This is a genomic window from aff. Roholtiella sp. LEGE 12411 (genome assembly GCF_015206995.1).
Classification (GTDB): domain Bacteria; phylum Cyanobacteriota; class Cyanobacteriia; order Cyanobacteriales; family Nostocaceae; genus Komarekiella.
In genome coordinates, this window is the sequence record NZ_JADEXR010000027.1 from 1 (window position 1) to 18,702 (window position 18,702).

Consider the following 18,702-nt stretch of genomic DNA (forward strand, 5'->3'; position numbering starts at 1 on the left):
GCAAGAATTTGATTGATGGTATAAAACTCAAGTTCATAGTCTCTTTCTGCCATTCTGATTAACCGCAGAATTTCCCGTAATCGTTTACCTCCTAGTTGCGATCGCAGGTCTTCATCTACTCCATTATTAATCTCATAAATTGCTTCAATAAACCAAGGAATTTTCTGAAATCCATGAGATTCTATAACTTTTGTATCAGCATTATTACGAACTGTGGGAATTATAAATTGATGTACACCTTTTTGATGTCCCATCTCCAGATATTCAGTAATTTTTGATGCAGTTGGTACAGGAGTTGATGTGTTGTAGAAAAATCCTTCTAAGACGAGAGTGGGGGAATTGTCAAGGTTGGGGGTCTCAACTCCAAAACGTCGAACCCAATGCATAATATGGTTTAGCTGGATGATTGGCTCTTGAATACTATAGAGTTCAAGGAAAAGTTTCTGGAAGATATTTCTTGCTTCAGGGGTTTCAACAAGTGGGCCAAAGTTCATTGTGTAATACCGCGTTTCAATTTTAGATGGGGAATTGTAGAGACGCAACTGCTACCTTTAAAAAGGCAGAAAATAATCCAAAAATGGATTATTAATTACATCTCTATAAGGCATTTTAAACTTCCTAAAGCCAAAACTTTAAACAGGCAGTCCTTCAATGACGCTAAATCCAGAAGAAGTTGGAATAATATTTGTTAGTTGGAAGCCACTTGCATTGAACAGTTGTTGATATTCTAGTGCGGTACGCTCACAGCCACCTGCTACTACTAACATTACCAGATCATTAATCTTAGCAACAGAGGGTTTGTTGCCATCTGGTAAAACACGCTCGATTAGTAGCAGTTTGCCATTTTTAGCGATCGCCTGATGGCAATTTTTGAGGATTGTACGGGAGCGTTCATCATCCCAGTCGTGAATTACGCTCTTGAGAAGATAGGCATCTCCTCCTTTTGGCACTTCTGACTCAAAGAAATTACCAGTGACAACTTCGCAGCGTTCTGCAACACCTTCTGCCTCTAGAAGGCGTTGTGCTCCCTCAATTGCGAACGGCAACTCAAACAAGATCCCTGTCATGTGTGGATTGGCTTTCAAAATTGACGCAATTAGTAAGCCGTGCCCTCCACCCACATCCACGATGCGATTGATACCAGAGAAGTCGTAGGCATGGACAACGGCAGTATGGACTTGGGTTGTCAATTGAGTCATAGCTTGGTTGAAAGTCTCGCCGGCTTCAGGGTTTTGAGAAAGGTACTCAAAATGTCCCATTTTATACATATTGTCAAAGGCTGTTTTGCCTGTCATGACGCTGTAATGAAGGTCAGCACAGGCGCGATAAGGCTCTTCACCAAACAATATTGCCGCTGTGCGTAATGAACTTGGAGCATCTGACCGGAGGAGTTCTCCCATAGCCGTTAAGGTGAATTGGTTGTCGGCAATTTCATTGAATATTCCTACACTGACGAGGACGCGCATCAGCCGATAAAGAGAACGGGGGTGTGCTCCAGTAGACTGCGCTAGTTCATCACAGTTTTTCGCGCCGTCTTTAAGCAAGTCAGCAATGCCAAGCTTGGCTGCAACATAAATCGATTGCGAAGCAAAATATCCAGTTATTAACTGACGTAGTACGACAGGAGTTGATTCTTGTTCAGAAATTGTTTGATTTTGGATTTGTAACATCTATTTTTATCCGTATTTAAGGTTAGTTGAATTTTGTTCAGCTAAGTAGTTGGAAAAAATTAATTACACAAAAATTTGGACTGAAATCCTTTGTTAGCAAAGGATTCGTAAATAAATAATATGTAATTAATTCTGTCCAGATACTGATATTTCCTCAAAGGAAATTTGGGGCTATGATGTGAAAGGCTTTATCTGGCAAATTCAAGTAAATTGGCAGATATTTTTGGTAACTCAACATCCCTAGAACGCATCAATTTATGAATAATGCTTTCTATCTCTGGGTTGTCAATTCTTGGTTCAATTTCCTTAATTTTGAGTAATTCATCGACAATTTGCCTTTGTTGCTTTTCGATTTCTAAAGCTTCCACATAAGGAATGGGGGTAAAGGCAATCAATGAATATAATGGGATATATCTTGTAGGATATAAGCGGTTAATTTTTCTTTCTAATTTCTTCCGCAGTTGAAATTCATGACTTCCTACTAAATCCCGAATTTCAACGAAATGTTGTTCGGATAACATTCCCATCACATCTGCATTTGGTCGGCGTTGCTGTTCGTATTCACGAAAAGTTGCTATCCAATTTCCCCTATATTTCCCTACACATTGGTCGAAGATAGCGCAATCTTCAAAACCTGAATTTGCACCTTGTCCGTATGAAGGCCACATAGCATGAGCAGCATCACCAATTAATGCAATTTTATCTTGAAATGTCCAATGGGAGCAGCAAACAGTCACCATTGGAATAACAGGATTGGTAAAATAATCTTGCACAAGTTCTGGCATTTCTTGCATGGCATCAGGAAACATAGTTGCAAACAAATGTTGCAAATCTTGTTTATTTTTAATGGAGTCAAAGGAAGATTCACCCTCGAAAGGTAGGTGCAGAGTACAGGTAATACTCCCATCAACATTAGGAAAGGATATCAGCATATATTGACCTCTAGGCCAAATATGTAATACGTTTTTTTCGAGTGTCCATGCTCCTTGAGCAGATGCAGGAATCAGCAATTCCTTATTAGCGTGTGCTGCATAATGCTGTGAGTAGTCGAAGCGAGACCTTTGTTGCAATCTTTGGCGTACTGCTGAATATGCACCATCTGCTCCGATGATCCGATTAGCCTGGCGATGCAATATATTCCCCGTTACAGAATTTTTGAAGGTGATTGTTGTTGATGACAAATCAAGCCCTATACATTCTTCATTAAAGTGAAAATTGATTGGAAAATTCTTTTGGGCATAATCTAATAATACCCGATTAAGTTCATTACGTGAAACTGAATATAAAGCTTCTTGATTATTGCCGTAAGGCTGATATTCCAGTTGTTGATTTTCTTGATGAATCAACCTGCCATATACTGGCACAGATATATTACGAACAATATGACCGACACCAGCGCCATCAAGAGCTTTTAACCCTCTATCACACAATGTTATATTAATAGATCTGCCACGTTTTGGAGTGACCTTTCGTAGGTCACAGTTTCGCTCAAAAACTTCAACTGTATAACCCCTTTTGGCTAGATAAATTGCTAATAAAGAACCAATTAATCCAGCACCAACAATGGTAATATCCTTCATGTTGCTAGTCCTGATTTTTTAATTTTTCCGGAACTCAGAGGTGGTAAGATAATCCATAAATTTTAATAATTTGAACTTACCTCTTCTAGTGCCAAAACTCAGTAAGGAAAATAAGATAAGTTATTTTTCATTTACGCGCTTTTAGCTTGCGCGTAAGTGTTAAATTTCTGTTCAGCAAGATATTCCGACTGCTCTTGAGACTTGATAACATACGTTAAGTAATCATACTGGGATGGCAACGTAACACTCAAGTATTCGGCTCTCTCTTTAATTGCATTGAATACAGACAAGGCATTTTGGTCATTGATTAAATCCAGAATTGGTAGATTGCTGTTAGGCATATAATTTAAACCTAGCAACATCACAGAATAAGAGTAAGACTCGAAACCATGATAATTCTGATTGATGTTTTTGTTGTTTGGCAGTCTACTCTTCCATAGTCTCAACTTTTCATGCAGTTCTTCTGGGACTACAATATCTTGCTTGCTAGCTTTCCAAAATGGTGTATCACATCGATCACTAGCACAGTAATGAAGTGTCAAAAATTCCCGCACACCATCTATGCAATTAGCAACAGCTTTGTTATAGCTGCGGATCAAATCTTCGTTGAAAGATTTGTCTGGGAAGTGGCTGACTAATTCCTCAATTCCATGTTGAATAAAGAAGATACCGGTAGATTCTAGAGGTTCAACAAAACCACTAGAAAGTCCAATTGCTACGCAGTTTTTCACCCATGAATTTCGGTTACGTCCAATCCTCATTTTGATGTGAGTGGCTTTGCGATCGTCAGAAGCTGCTCCTAGGTGCTGGCGAAATTCCTGCTCTGCTTCCTCTGGAGAAATAAAGGCGCTGGAGTAAACATACCCCGTGCCGACTCTGCCGTAAAGAGGTATATTCCAAACCCAGCCAGAGCTCAGTGCAGTTGCCGTTGTGTAAGGGTTGATGCCATCTTTCTTGATATCGGTGGGTATTTGCATAGCGATCGCACTATCACAGAGCAACGACTCTGAAAAAGAAATGAATGGCTCACCCAGAGCTTTGTTAATCAATAGTCCACGAAAACCAGTACAGTCTACAAACAAGTCTCCACTGATAGTGGAATGTTTTTCGGTATGGATGCAATCTATGCTTCCTTTTTCTGTTATATCTACTTTTACTACATCATCAACAATCTGCTTTACACCTCTCTGCATTGCATAATCTTTCAAGAATCTGGCAAGCAGGTTAGCATCAAAGTGATAGGCGTATGGATACTGAACCTTTAAGTTAGCCAGGATATTTTTTTCACCGTTATTATCTTCGGAAAAAATATCTTTGACTTTATCATCAAAGACTTTCCCGTTCACATATTTTGGTGATTTTTTGTTGTCACATAGCATTGGGATTAAAAAGCAAGAATAATCGAATGCCTCCCGGTCTTTTTTCATTTTTAACCACCATTCGGAGACATCAAACCCATCTACACTGTCATATCTCTGGAAAGGATGATAAAAATGTCGTCCCGCTGCATTCCAATTCACAAACTTGATTGCCATTTTATATGTGGCATTACATTTTTGCATCCATTCCCGCTCTTGCAAACCAAGGAAATCGAAGAATACTTTGATAGTGCTAAATGTCGCTTCGCCGACTCCAATTGTTGTGACGTTAGATGACTCAATTAGCGTAATCTGAACATTTTTACTGAGAGCTTTGCCGAGATACGCTGCTGTCATCCAGCCTGCTGTACCACCACCAACGATAACGATATTCTGTACATTATGTGACATGGTAAAAATTCCTCCAAAAGGTTTTTATGGTTGATTTTAAAGTTCGATAAATATTGCAGACATACAATAAAAGTTGCTTGCATCTACACTTATTTCTTGATTTTTTTGTTTGATTACTTCTCTTACTACCTACAAGTCTCGTGGTGCTTTTTACGGAATCGCTCTTGACTTTTGTAGATAATATGTAAATTTTAATTATTTAATAAACGATTTTTTTTAATATGCCAAGAATTCTTTCATTCTCTTCGCGCACAGAAATTGAAATTCTGAGAGAGTTTTTGATCTGAAAAGAGGTATCAGAGACGAGTGCATTTGCTTTGACAAGACTTTCATATACTATGCTTGAGTTAAAAAACTCAACCAGAATGAAATTTGTTTGGCTGGGATAAACTCGCTTGACAATAGATATCTGCTCAAGTTCTAAATATAGGCGTTCACGTTCTGACTTAATTCTCTTGACATTGCTTTGAACCAGATCAAGATTATCAAGTACATCAGCGACAGCCTTTTGTGCAGGTAAAGTAAAAGAAAAAGGATCGAGCAGCAATCTCAAAGTATATAAAATTGAGGGTTCTCCGATTACAACACCAATTCTTAAACCTGCAAGTCCCCAAGCTTTAGAGAATGTACGCAACACTACAAGATTGGGATATTCTGTGATGAGTTTAATACTTGAGTCTTGTTCAGAAAAGTCTATGTATGCTTCATCAACAATCACCAGTCCAGAGGATTGTTTTAGTACATCAATCAGCTGCTCTTGACTGAGAATGGAACTAACAGGATTATTAGGATTACAAATAAACGTTAATTTTGCTTTTGCAGCAGCTATAGCATCCGTATTCAGAGCATTCAAGTAATCACCAATCAAGGGAACATCAACAACTTCAATATCATATCCTAGTGCATAATTTCTATATGCTGGAAACGTTGGATTCTGAATGCATATCTGGTCTATTAGAGGTTCACAAAAAGCTCTAGTTAGCAAATCAATGGCAACGATAGAGCCAGGAGTAAACAAGATATTCTCGGCAGAAAAAGATACTTTTCCATGCTGTATTTTGAGTTCCTCTATCAAATATTTTGCATATTTTGCCTGAACTTCAATCGGATTGGGACATGGATAAATTCCATATTCACTAGCATAAGGATTGGTATTGATGCGTTCTGTTGTCGCCTTTCGATACCGTGCTATTGGTTCAGGTAGGGTGAGTTTTTTCAGGCTGCGCCTCGCCAGAGGATGCAGCGTTGTACTTGCAGAAATTTTCATTTTAGTAACTCTCTACGAGTTCGGCGATTCTTGCACACATCACATTCAGCATGTCCCACCCTTCTTGTTGAATCTGTATCAGCCTGTCGTAGCTTCTCTGCTCAAGGTTCGTAAGTAATTCCAGCCCCATTACCTGATGTTCATCGTCTGCTTCATCATGAACAGCAAAGTATTTTGTCTGTTCAAAGGATGACATGTTAAGATTAGCAACCTTACTGAAAACACTCGATCCTACTTCCAGTACAAGGTGTACCAGTACAGTTTTTTCTGTGCTGTCTAGGGTTAGCATTTTCCAGGCAAACCAGTTAGAAGTTGCCTCTAATATAGGATCCCATATAACCTTTAGCGCATCTCCTCTCTCGGCTGCCAGATTGTTGTTATGTCCGTATTCTTCATCTAAATGTTTGTTGAACAAAAGAGCAAACTCCCGTTCTTCTGTGAAAGCAGATCTAGCAAAAAGGATTTTTTGGAAAAAATTTGACCATACCTGAACACAATCAAAAAATCTATTTCTCAGGCGTTCATCTGCAAGCCGTCCACTTGTAACCAACGCAAACATTGGATTTTGCTTATGGTCTTCACTAAACTGCTTGTTCCTTTGCAATAGTTTTGTGAAACCGGGATTGTACTCTTTTTTATGTAGTCTTCCATCAGCGAATTCTACCTGTGCTTCATTAGGATTTTCGTATAATCCTCTACCTTCAAATTGAACAGAAAGCGCCCAAAAACCCTCATTTCCAGCACCTACAAAACCGTGTAGAGATCCGTTAGGGATGATCACAACATCACCGTCAGAAAATTCAGCATCAATCTCTCCCTGTATGCGTCCATGTCCATCACACATGATAATCATTGTTTTAATTGGATGGACATGACATGCAAGTTTTTCTAAAGGTTTAAGATGCACCCAAGCAAGAGAAACTCTACCTTCATTTGGCAGGAAGTCTAATAAATCTGAGTGTTTTCTAAAATCTTTGAGTATGCCAAGATTCTGCTCTATATTATCAATCAATACATGAGTGAGACTAGGTATTTCATCTCGACGAATGATTTTTATCTTTTCCCTTTGCTCTATTGGATAATTATTTTTTGTCATGCTTTTACTTGTTTCCATGCTATTAGCCATTTACTTATATTCTAGTAGAGCCAAGTACAAGGCTTTCATCTTTCCTTCGTGACATTCAATAGTCTTATCAGCTGATTTTTAGATATTTATGCAAATTTTAGAAAAATCATTGTCTTGTTTGCACTTTCATGTTCCATGTTGACAGTTCGCTAGTAGGTATTGAGCCGAAACACGTGTAAAAACCTGCAAAATTGGATAGAAACCGTTGCTATATATGCAAACGCACGTAAAACCTGAAACCAATGCTGCGTGAGGATATTGATCAAAAAGTCGCTTTAATCATGAAACGCTCAAACCCCTGCTGTTAAAGGATTATTGTACTTTAGATGCGTTCGCCCTGATAAAGCTACTAATTATTCACTCATTGAAAATCATCTCTATACATCTTTTTAAGACTTTCAATTAAAGTCTGTCCCACAAAATCTCCGTACAAAAGATCTTTTGATGTTAGCAAAACTTCGTCTTTGGTAAAACAAATAAATCCTTCTAACTCAAGCGATTTAAGAGTTGCAGAGCAACTTTTTCCACCCGTATTTGCACTCCTGACATAGGTTTGCCAACAGTTTTGGTACTAAAACTTGTGGAGCTTGTTACTTGCTTGAGCACCATCATATCTGCGAAGCCTTGATGATATTAGAGATGATATTAAATGCTTGGTCGCTGTTTGTTAACTAGATAGTAACTTACTATTCACTAATAATTTTAAAAATAATTAGCAAATATCATTCGATTCTCCGATATAACAAAGATACAACTACTTATAGAGCTTTATGCATTTATCTCATCAAAGATAGTTGACAAAAAATTAATTATATGTAAATTTATTAAAAATACTTCGCAGATCTTCATTCCTTCCGCTTTAATGGGGCTACTATGCCATAAATTTCAGGCGGTAAATGGAGGTATATGTTACGTTAGCTACTTTTTCCCGATGTTGGTGGCATAATCCATTCACAATCAAAAGTTTTATTTAATAATTGCCTTAAACTAATTACCTTAATAGTTGCATTGTGAATTTCACCCGTTCTACTTTGGATATTAACAACTTCATAACCAATATCTTTTAATTCATCTGTTAAAGATACATAGCCAAAATAGTCATAAACATCCTCAATTTGTTCTTCATTCTCTGGGATAAACATATCCCAACAAACTATAAAATTCGTTACAATAAAAGGATGGTTATATTGATCAATAGGAGAAAAATTATATTTATATTCTAAGCCTCTTTGAACTATGTCTTTTAAGCTATTTTCTTCTAAAGGAACTGCTATACTGTCAAGCCCAACACCAGAAAAAGTTAGTGGACGTACCCATAAGTTTGCATAAGGTGAATCAACAGTCACTAAATGAGAAAACATTGTATATAATGCCCCTACCCAATGTTCTTCACCAATTTCTGGTTGTATAATCCATTTATCTTTTAGTTGTTCTATATTTTTGACCTTAAATCTATTCCTATTTTGAACACCTTTTTTTAATACTCCTAATTTTTTGGTATATGCTTCCAACTTTTCTTCTTGATTTTCTTTATTTAATCTTTCAATCAGTTCACGAAAAACAGGAAGTTGTCTTTTAGCTTCATCAAAAAATTTTTTAATATTATCCAGAAATATCGAATCTTTTAAAATTTGTCTGGAAGCATCCGTAATAGCATTTCTATTTGTAACAACATCAAAACTACCATTAATAATTAGAATATAGTGTGATTGAGCTTTAGCTTCATCTAGTAAACAGTATTCTTTTAATGAACTATTTTCAAAAATTTCATTATAAGGGCAAATTCTAACACCTTCACATGAGATAAATACCCCTCTTTGATCTGCTAATCTGATGCCTGAGCGTTTTTGACCTTTTCTACTTAATTCTTCATATTTATTTAATGCTCTGCGATGCCCATCTATTGCTAAAACTATACAAAATGTTGTTTCTTCGTGTAAAAAGGTAGAACAATAACGGGCTGAAAAATTACCATTATTAAGTGATGATATTTGAGAAGGAGTTTTGATTTTAATTTCTTCAGTTTGATCTGGTTTATCTAAATAAGGATATCCTGCTTTTATTTTTTGTAAACTATATACACTCTTTTTTTTAGACCATAGGAATAAGTTACATTGATCGTTATATCCTAGAGTTTGAGTAAAAGAAATTGACCTCCTCTCAGGAAATCCTGTATTAGCAGGTCTAAGTATTCTCATGTCACCATGTCTTGTATTAAAGCGTATATAATGCTTTAAATATGACCATATTTGTGAGCCATAGTCGTCAGAAGAATAATATGCTGAAAAATTATCAACCTCTAATTCTTCAACAATAATCATCGTACCTTGAGCATTAAATTTGGATTTAAAGAAATCTTTATTTAATTGGTCAATTACATTTCTGGTTTGATTTTTTGGTCTTTTAAAAAGTTCATTTATAATTTCCCAAGGTTGATCGTGATATTGAGAAGAAATATTAAATTTTTCATTAAGATTATTTTTAGGATTATCTATGGATTTATATCTCCACCAGAGTTCACCTTGGCATCTAGTAATAACAGTTATTTTTTTAGAAGCAAAACAAAGTTTGGAGCCTTGACATTTATAACCGATATATTCTCCTTGAACTTTTGTTGATTTTCCAATAGAAAAAAAGGCAACATAAGGAGTAATTCCGTTAATTTCTTGGCTTTCATCTAAACCAATACCATCATCAAAATATATAAACCCTTTTTCCTGCAAAAGTGGATATATTTCAATATTATTAGCCCTGGCATCATAAGAATTAGATATTAATTCCCGAATAACTTCACATGGATCTTTACGATTAACAGAGAGTTCAGAAAGAATATGACTATAAGAAATAACAGGATATTTTGGGTTGTCCATATTTAGTTTTTACGAATAAGCTAGCCTAAGTTCTAATTTTGATTTATAAGTAAGAGGAATTTAGTTTTTCATAATTTTTACTCAAATATTGATTATCTAATACAAAATTCTGAAAAACAAGTCTTCACTAAAATGCCATTAGCGATGAGCGGCCGAGTCACAATGTTGGGAATCTCTCGATGGACAGGCGTTGGTGGTAGTTATCGGACGATGCGGTGACTAATGCTGCTAATCTAGCATTCTTTATGGTTAATTTATCTCATCATCTTCTCGCTGATTTCCGCATCCTTAATCCTGACTCCGGCATTATTGACCTTAAGGCTCATTATCGTGGCTTTCGATATGTCCATGAAGTCTTAAAAATGCTTCCAGAAATTCCTGAGCCTATTTTATTAAACCAGATTTTTGCCAAGCTTACTGCTTTAGGACGTATTCATAACGTTTCTAAAGGTGTTGAACCCTCGTGAATTGGCAAAGGTATTGACTAATATAGTCATTTTTTTGATTGAGGCAATAAAAATCGAGGAATTGCCGTAACCTGTTCTTTAACATAAAGTGCAAAGACTCTCAAATTATGGCAGATACCATTGGGTTCACGACAAGCAACCGCATCTGGCATACCCATAAAAAAAATTGCACAGTAAAAGATTACTAAGGAAGTCCAAAGTAAATAAAAAAAAGTGTTTCTGTTGGATGCACGGTGCAAGTTACCAAAAGTCCAATTTAACCATTTCTGCCATTGCTCCCGGCGAACTTCATCAGAACGCTTTGCAAGAGCGATCGCTTTGACACGCTCTTGCAATAATCGCCTATCTTCTGTGACAATAACAGCTATACGTTGATGAATGCATTCATCAATTAGCCAGGCAAACTCTTCAGGTTGGGGCTGCTGCTCAATACTAGAGCCAGCGGCCCCCACAAGTTTCCCGATCTAATCAAAGCGTTACTAGAAACAAGCCTAATTTCTGCTTCCAGTTCACCAGACTCAACGTACTGACGTAGCCGTTGAGATGTCATGCGCCAGAATAATGCCTTAATTTCCTGCAACTGCTCAATTGCTAATTGAGGCAGCATTGCTCTTATTTGTTCTATTTGGATCAAAGACGCTTGGTTGAGTAAACTATTAATTTCTTCAACCAAAATTTTGTTTTCATCTAGATCGTCAGTTTTAGACATACTTAATTCCCCGGTAAAATTTTTTGCTTGGGGTCGCCAACAGGTGTTAAAGTTAGCGATCGCTCGTTCACCACTATGTCAGCAGCTGCTCTAATTTCTACTTCCATTTGCCCAGAATCGACATACTCGCGTAATTTTAATGCCGTGCTTCGCCAAAATTTCGCCTTGATTTCTCGCAGTTGAGCTAGGCTCATTTTTGGCAATACCTGCCTAATTTGTTCAGCCTGAACGCTCGAAAGCTGTGCGATCGCCAAATCCATCATTTGCTCAACTTCTGCTAGCAAAACATCTCCTTGTTCATCACTATCTGCTGTATCAACTCCAAACTCTGCTGCTATTTCCTCGTAAGACTTGCCTTGCTGCTTTAGAGTACATGCTGCGATAAAGCGATCGCACTCTTGTTGAGTGTATTCATCTTGGGTAGGAAGACCACAAGCACTAATAATTTTGAGGGTTTCAGGGAGTGAAATTTTAGCTGTCTCACTAGCCATTGATTGCAGATCAATAATGTTCAACAACTTCGTATCAGATTTCTTTGTTTTACCAGTCTTTCTAGATTTAGCTTGTGCTTGGGAGTCGGCAAGTGATTCGTCTAATACGGACAAATTACTTCTATAGCTGAAATGTTGGGCTAGTTCTTCGGAGGATTTTCCTTGCTCAATTAAAGATCGGCACTCATGAAAAATATGGCATTCGTCATCTGTATATTCAGACTTTTCCGATAAGTAGCAAGATGAAAGAGTTCTTTGAATTTCTTCAGCAGAAAGAGTTGCAAAAATGTCTTGGCTTGAAATCATGAGATTTTCTTATTTTATAGATACTATGTCGCCAAAGGGATGAAAAGCTGGTTGCTCAGGAGGCAAGGTTGATACTGGCGGTTTTGAAGGTGTTTTGTCCTCTTGAGAATCAACAGATGTCGATTCTATACCTACGATTTTACGTAAATACTGCTCTTGTAACTTCCACAGATATGTACCCTGGTTCAGGGATGCAAGTAATTGCTCTATTTTCTCGTTGTAATGAGATAGCGAAAGAGTCAGCCAAAAAGCCTTAAGAGCAAGCAATATCATTTGAGGTTTACTGAAGGGACGGGCCTGGTCATTGTTGAGGAATTCTAAAAGGCGTTCTTCTTCGCTGCCCTTTTTAACCTTCAATCTAATTACAAAAGTTTTGTACTCTGTCATCGCGACACCCCAAAACTAGAAAGAGCATAGACTTGATTCCGCAAGTAATTCGACAACGCATAAACGTCTGTCAGCCGCGCACAAAGTGACTTTGATTTTGTAGGAATGTTGAAAGTAACGCGGACATCTTCTTCTAACTCTGCACCCCAAGAGATATTGGAGTTCGGGAAATTCTGAGAATAGAAAGTTTTAAGTTCATCCCGATAATAGTCAACACACCCACCACCAATAATGTTTTCGTCGCAGTCAGAGGTAATATGTCTGCCGAAAAGTGTGACAACTTGTCTCCAATATTCAGATCTGCAAGCTCGAACAGCCTCAGCTATTAAATCAGCCTCTTCAGACTTGCGAGATGCATTTTTAGATAAAGCTAGATGCTTGAAATTCTTACTTTTGATATCTTTACCGACTGAATGAATAGTTTCAAGCAGTAGCCTTTCTCGTTCTCTGGAATTATACCCAGATATGCGGTTTTGCACCATATCGATCAGGTTCATAAATCCCAATCGTTCAGTATGCCCACTCATTACGCCTTTATCAAACTTCACAATTGATATATCTCTATATCCCCACATTAAAGATACTATCTTTTTCTGATTGAAATTAGACCCAAGCTGCTCACCTCTAATCATTACATGCCCTCCACCTTCAGGAGTGCAGATGAATACTTTCAAATTAACTCTCAAAGGCTTATCACAAAAGGAGAAATTTAATAGAGCTTTTGTGACATCACGCTCAAACCTCTTTCTAGCTTCCCACTCAGCAAAAGGCAGGGGCATCGCTAATACTAAATCAAAAGTGTCTGTTAGAGCTTCCTTTATGGCCATTACTCCAACAGCCGCTAAAACTTTAGCGATCGCCCATTCAGATTTTGGCTCTTTTGGAGCTACACGAGCATTAAAAACATGGTGCGCTAGAAAACCCACAGCATATAAAACCCCTTCGTACTCAACCCAAGATTCATTTTCTGGATCTGGACTGGTAATTCGCCTTGACTTATAAAAATCAGCGGACTCGGAAGAAACTTCTACTACCTCTGGCGACATGATCAATAGTTCTGGTTTGAATGCTGTGACTCGCCAAATTATTTTTGTATCTGACACACCTGGGTCAACAGTCAACATTGGAGGTGAAAAATTCTCATCCATGTTTCTATTATTTTTTGGAGAGAGTAATTATCGTTTAATACGCAAATAGTTTGCTTATGGTATTAGGATACTACATATTTAGTTAACTAATACTATACAAATAGTTTGCTAGTAATGAGAAAATTCAACTTTTTGTATTTAGCCAGAAAATCTTACTGACAAAAGTTCCATAATGGTTCACTAATAGTTTTAAGATAAGTTGCAAGTGATGCATGAATGGTTAAGTGTAATTTGGCGATTTTACCTCGCACAATACGCTTAAATTTTCTGAAATTTTTCTGGTATATTGGAAAAAGAATTTTAATTTTTAATCTGATGTGCTGACAGCAAAAAATGTTTCAGCGAAAACAGCAGTCGAATATTTTTTTCGAGGCGCATCGCAAAAAGGAGCAGCGAGGTGGTCAGGTGAAGCTGCCCAAAAATTAGGTTTGTCCGGCGCGATTAATAATGAAAAGATATTTACCAACATTGCACACGGATTTTCACCAGACGGCAGCAGATTTCTCAATGGGAGAAAATTAAACAACGATAAACGCAGGTCAGCACTGGACTGTACTTTTTCTGCACCAAAGACTATAAGCTTAATGGCGTTGGTTGGTGGAGATTACCGATTAATAGAGGCACACATCAAGGCCGTAAAACAAAGCCTTAATGTAGCAGAGCCAATCTATGCACGAGCAAGAATTAGGAGCGATGGCAAGCAAAAGCCAATCGACACGGGTAATTTGCTAGTCGCAGAGTTTGACCACATTGAAAGCCGGGAACTAGATCCCCAATTACACACCCATTGCCTATTGATGAATATGACAGAGGCTAATGGCAAATGGTACAGCCTTTCAAATAGTCAAGTTTTCAAAAACAAGGCCTTTCTAGGGATGACATACCAGAGTTTCTTAGCAGCAGAGGTAAAAAAACTGGGGTATGAGGTAGAAGCCAAGGAACACGGACAGTTTGATATCAAAGGTTTCAGCGAACAAGAGATAAAAGCGTTTTCCAAACGAAGGCAGAAAATATTAGCACAAGTAGGAGAATCCGCAAGTAGGGCAGAGAGAGACAGGGCTTGGAACACAACGCGTAAACATAAGAAAGATGTCACCCAATCCGAATTAAAAGCTGATTGGCGACAGCAAGCGGCAGCATTAGAAATAATATTCGAGTTACCTGCATACCCAGAATATGAACCAGTTGAAGAGATTGCCAATAACAAAAGTTTGGAATCAGCTTTAGATCAGGCGATCGCTCATTGGTCTGAAAGGAACGTTTCTTTCAAGCATGAAGATTTAGGAAAATTCATCTTGCAAGAGAGACTAGCATCTAACGTTACGGAGATTGACTCGTTAATTAAGCAGCACAAAGATTTGATTGATCTGCCTGGAATGCCTGGGCATTACACGACCTGGAGGGCTGTAGAAACAGAAGTAGCGATCATTGATTTAATGCAGTCGGGACAGGATAAGTTGAATGCGATCGCGAATCCTCAAGTCATTGAAAATCGGCTAGAGCAAATAACCTTGAATGACGGTCAACGCCAAGCAGTGCAGTTGGCAGCAACAACATCTGATCAGTTTGTAGCGTGGCAGGGGGTTGCAGGAGCAGGAAAAACATTTGCAGTCAATCAGCTTAAGGCGATCGCAACTGATGCGGGGTATACAGTCAAGGGTTTTGCACCAAATTCAATAGCGACAAAGGTTTTGGGGCAAGACACGGGAATAAAGACTAGAAATGTCGCATCTCTACTATGCAGTAAATTGCCGCCAGAACCAGAGTTAAACCAGTTATGGATCATAGATGAAGCTGGTTTGCTGTCTGCCTCGGACGCTCATGCATTATTAGAAAGGGCAGTTCAGGAGCAAGCCAGGGTAGTTTTTATTGGCGATACTAAGCAATTTTCATCTGTAGGAGCGGGGAATCCATTTAAGTTGCTACAACAGGAGGGTATCAAAACAGCCCATTTGACAGAATCAAGACGGCAGCAGAACCCAGATTTGAAGCTGGCAGTAGACCTGATTGCAGACAATCGTATTCAATCTGGCTTTAGACACCTGCAAGCAATGGGAAGTATTGTACATGTGTCCCCAGAGGAGAAATTAGAGATAATTGCTAACGAGTACATGGCGGTAAGCCCCGAAGCCCGAAGTCAAACTCTTGTGCTGGCTGGGACAAATAAAGAAAGGTTGGCACTGACCCAAGCAATTCGCTCGAAACTTCATTTAGAAGGGAGTCTAGGGCAAGACACTATCATTACCCAATTAATCAGGAAGGATTTGACGAAGGTGCAGATGGAGAATCTGCACAACTTTGAAATGGGTGAAGTGGTGATGCCGACGCGGGACTACAAACGGCGCGGCCTTGCCAAGGGACAACTGTATACTGTAGTCGGCAAGCAAGACAAAACACTTATACTGCAAGGGGATGAGGGGAACAAGTTTGAGGTTGATACGAAATTTGAGAAAGCAGTTTACAAATCCCAAAAGATTGCGATCGCGGTCGGTGATCTTCTGCGGTGGAGAAAGAATGACAATGACCTGGGGCGCAGCAATGGTGAAGATTTTGTCATTACTGGAATTGATGGTGACACCGCAACTATCAAGTATTTGGAATCAGACGGCCGCGTTGAAACCCTAAATTTAAGAGAAGAGCAAAGCTTAGACTATGCTATTGTCAGCACGATATATAGTTCTCAGGGAAAGACGGCTGGACGGGTATTAGTAGCAGATGACGGCTGGGCAATGACAAAAGAGAGTTTTTATGTTGCGGCTAGTCGCGCAAAGCAGGAACTCAAAATTTATACACATGACCCCGTAGATATGTTGAAGCGGGTCGAAGATTCCAAAACCAAGCAAAATGCTTTGGAAGTACTACGGGAGCAGGTAAAGGAAAAGCAAGCTGCTGAACGTGCAACTAGTGTTGTTGAACAACCAGTGCGAAAAACACAGGCTACTGTGTGTACAACATCAAATGCAATTGCTCCTCCAATTCTATTGAAAGATTTACCAGCAGTCACCTTGCCAGTGGTACCTGCCCCAGTGCTAAAAACTCCTTCTTCAATATCACAGCCAGTTATAAAGCCAGTATTAAAGAAGGAAACATCAATAGAAGTACCTGTAGCCAAGCCAGTTTTAAAGAAGTTAACACCACAGCAAAACCAAACCAAGGAGAAAACCCATGACATCACCCGACAACAACCCAACCGAAATACAACTATTAACCGAGAAGATAGAAGAATTGACAATAAGTCACGAGAAACTGAGCGCAAAAATCGAGCAGTTAGAAACGAGTCAAGCCGAGAACTTGAGCGAGTCCAAAGCCAGTCACTCGAACTTCTTGCAGCAATTAGCCGATACGTTGAACAAGAAGAAATCGAGCAACTTGGAGCCAACATTGAAAGAATTAACCGAAGCTTTACAGATGGTTGGCTTCGAGGTCAAAGAACAGCGAACCTCTCAGCAAGTACTCTCCGACAAAATTCAGCAACTATTGACCGCACAGAAAGTTATGGACATCTTGAGCAACGAGACAGTGAACAACTCCTAAACGCAATCGCTGATTTTTTAGAAACAAGGGCGATCGAATCTACTAACATTGTCAAAGATTTGCAAACCCTAACTGAAAAATTGGGCCATTACCAAGATAAGGACTCGGTTAGGGCGATCGTCCTTGACGTTGCCGCAGGCATCACTGACTTCATTGACCAGTCAGCAGTTGAAGCTGCCTTAGTTAAAGGATTGCCACGAGTAACAGAACAACTCTCTCAATATCAACAACAGTTAGCTAGTGCAAAAACTACATTTAACCAGCTTGAGCAACTGTTGATCAATAAACCAGTACAAAACCAAGCACTAGAAGCCATTGCAGAATATGTTGAGTTACAGTCCGTTGAAACATTTGGGATTGAACTATCCAAGTTTGTAACACAACTCAAGCAGCTACCACAGCCAAAAATCACCTCGAATGATATAGGCGTAGTAGCAAGTCATTCACTACAAGACACTCAACAAAATGCTGACAATCTTCTAAGAGCAATTTCCGAGTATCTTGAACAAGATGCCATTGCAAGCTCCCCTACTGTATCAGTATTAGATAAGTTAATGACACAGTTAAGGCAGAGTCAATCTCATGCTAATAGATTCATTAACCAGTTTGATGTAGCGGTTTCTGCCTCATTACGTCAACTAAACACTTTATTGTTAAAGCAGCAACAGCAGATAGAGAAGCAGTTTGTAGAAGCATTTTCCCAGCACATTGAACAGTCAACTATTCAATCTGAGTCAATTATCCAAGCCTTTGAAATAATCAAGGAAAGCTTGAGTATACCCTCTGATAACACCAGGGTAATTCAGCAAATAGATACGGTCATCTCTTATTACATAGAATTGATAAACAAAGTGAATCAGCTTAGTGATCAAGAATTTCTATTGCTGAAGCAAAATGTAGTAGATTATTTTCAAAAACAACCACTTTATCCACCATTTGCTGACAAACAACTTCTTCAAAATGAGATTGAGCAGATCAATACTCGAATACAAAACCTATGGCAAGAACAAGTAAAGTATGTAAATACCGCCAATCAATTAGAAAAAAAATTATTTTATAAATGGGATCAAAAATACACAAAGACAGTGGCGAAAATAGAACAAACAGCAGGATTTATTGACTCCCTTACTGCTCATAAACAGCAAAAAGAAATTGAACTCAAACAGTGGAATAATCAAGCTCAAATTTACTGCATTTGGGAACAAGAGCCACGTACTGCCCAAATGAGGATTTTTAATCAAGTATTTCAGCTACCTCTAATACAAGAAAGGCTAAGGGATATTCAACAGAAACAAGTTATTAAAGTACAGAGTCAAAAACAACGCCCATCAGTACCGAGGCTTTGAGGGTAGGCAGATTCATGAATTCAAGCAAAGCG

At 38.5% G+C, this 18,702-nt stretch carries 13 protein-coding genes and 1 pseudogene; 2 read left to right on the top strand and 12 right to left on the bottom strand.

All coding sequences use genetic code 11. From position 1 onward, the window contains the following. The 7 genes from IQ246_RS08645 to IQ246_RS08675 all read right to left on the bottom strand — a co-directional run. The coding region (locus IQ246_RS08645) for a hypothetical protein (RefSeq protein ID WP_194002023.1) at nucleotides 1-494 on the bottom strand (494 nt) is incomplete at its 3' end. A 138-nt stretch (nucleotides 495-632) separates the two neighbouring features. Continuing rightward, complete coding sequence (locus IQ246_RS08650) at nucleotides 633-1,670, bottom strand: methyltransferase (RefSeq protein WP_194002026.1); 1,038 nt, start codon at nucleotides 1,668-1,670, stop codon at nucleotides 633-635. Nucleotides 1,671-1,858: 188 nt separating this feature from the next. Further along, on the bottom strand, nucleotides 1,859-3,250 hold the full coding sequence (locus IQ246_RS08655) for an NAD(P)/FAD-dependent oxidoreductase (RefSeq protein ID WP_194002027.1): 1,392 nt from the start codon (nucleotides 3,248-3,250) through the stop codon (nucleotides 1,859-1,861). A gap of 131 nt (nucleotides 3,251-3,381) precedes the next feature. Then, nucleotides 3,382-5,019: a tryptophan halogenase family protein gene (locus tag IQ246_RS08660; RefSeq protein ID WP_194002028.1), complete on the bottom strand. Its 1,638-nt coding sequence runs from the start codon at nucleotides 5,017-5,019 to the stop codon at nucleotides 3,382-3,384. Between the two features lie 199 nt (nucleotides 5,020-5,218). Continuing rightward, on the bottom strand, nucleotides 5,219-6,286 hold the full coding sequence (locus IQ246_RS08665; RefSeq protein WP_194002030.1) for an aminotransferase class I/II-fold pyridoxal phosphate-dependent enzyme: 1,068 nt from the start codon (nucleotides 6,284-6,286) through the stop codon (nucleotides 5,219-5,221). A gap of 1 nt (nucleotide 6,287) precedes the next feature. Further along, nucleotides 6,288-7,412 carry a cupin domain-containing protein gene (locus IQ246_RS08670; RefSeq protein ID WP_194002032.1) on the bottom strand — a complete coding sequence of 375 codons (1,125 nt, stop codon included), beginning with the start codon at nucleotides 7,410-7,412 and terminating at the stop codon, nucleotides 6,288-6,290. Nucleotides 7,413-8,326: 914 nt separating this feature from the next. Beyond that, nucleotides 8,327-10,282, bottom strand: a complete 1,956-nt coding sequence (locus IQ246_RS08675; protein WP_194002034.1) for an ATP-binding protein — start codon at nucleotides 10,280-10,282, stop codon at nucleotides 8,327-8,329. 212 nt (nucleotides 10,283-10,494) lie between these two features. On the opposite strand from IQ246_RS08675, the pseudogene IQ246_RS08680 reads away from it, so the two are divergent. Beyond that, nucleotides 10,495-10,749 (top strand): annotated as a pseudogene (locus IQ246_RS08680) (IS4 family transposase); the annotation flags it as partial. A gap of 26 nt (nucleotides 10,750-10,775) precedes the next feature. Here the strand turns inward: IQ246_RS08680 and IQ246_RS08685 are convergent. Genes IQ246_RS08685 through IQ246_RS08705 form a run of 5 tightly spaced genes read right to left on the bottom strand, consistent with a single transcriptional unit; the run spans nucleotide 10,776 to nucleotide 13,790 of the window. Then, complete coding sequence (locus tag IQ246_RS08685) at nucleotides 10,776-11,201, bottom strand: hypothetical protein (protein ID WP_194002036.1); 426 nt, start codon at nucleotides 11,199-11,201, stop codon at nucleotides 10,776-10,778. Then, on the bottom strand, nucleotides 11,141-11,458 hold the full coding sequence (locus IQ246_RS08690; RefSeq protein WP_194002038.1) for a hypothetical protein: 318 nt from the start codon (nucleotides 11,456-11,458) through the stop codon (nucleotides 11,141-11,143). Before IQ246_RS08690 ends, IQ246_RS08685 begins: the two co-directional genes overlap by 61 nt. 2 nt (nucleotides 11,459-11,460) lie before the next feature. Further along, nucleotides 11,461-12,255, bottom strand: coding sequence for a hypothetical protein (locus tag IQ246_RS08695; RefSeq protein ID WP_194002040.1), 795 nt, complete (start codon nucleotides 12,253-12,255; stop codon nucleotides 11,461-11,463). A gap of 9 nt (nucleotides 12,256-12,264) precedes the next feature. Continuing rightward, on the bottom strand, nucleotides 12,265-12,642 hold the full coding sequence (locus IQ246_RS08700; protein ID WP_194002042.1) for a hypothetical protein: 378 nt from the start codon (nucleotides 12,640-12,642) through the stop codon (nucleotides 12,265-12,267). Continuing rightward, nucleotides 12,639-13,790: a ParM/StbA family protein gene (locus IQ246_RS08705; protein ID WP_194002044.1), complete on the bottom strand. Its 1,152-nt coding sequence runs from the start codon at nucleotides 13,788-13,790 to the stop codon at nucleotides 12,639-12,641. The genes IQ246_RS08700 and IQ246_RS08705 overlap by 4 nt, the downstream gene beginning before the upstream one ends. 317 nt (nucleotides 13,791-14,107) lie before the next feature. Between IQ246_RS08705 and mobF the strand changes: the two genes are divergently transcribed. After that, nucleotides 14,108-18,670, top strand: coding sequence for a MobF family relaxase (gene mobF / locus IQ246_RS08710; protein ID WP_194002046.1), 4,563 nt, complete (start codon nucleotides 14,108-14,110; stop codon nucleotides 18,668-18,670). Nucleotides 18,671-18,702: the final 32 nt, after the last annotated feature.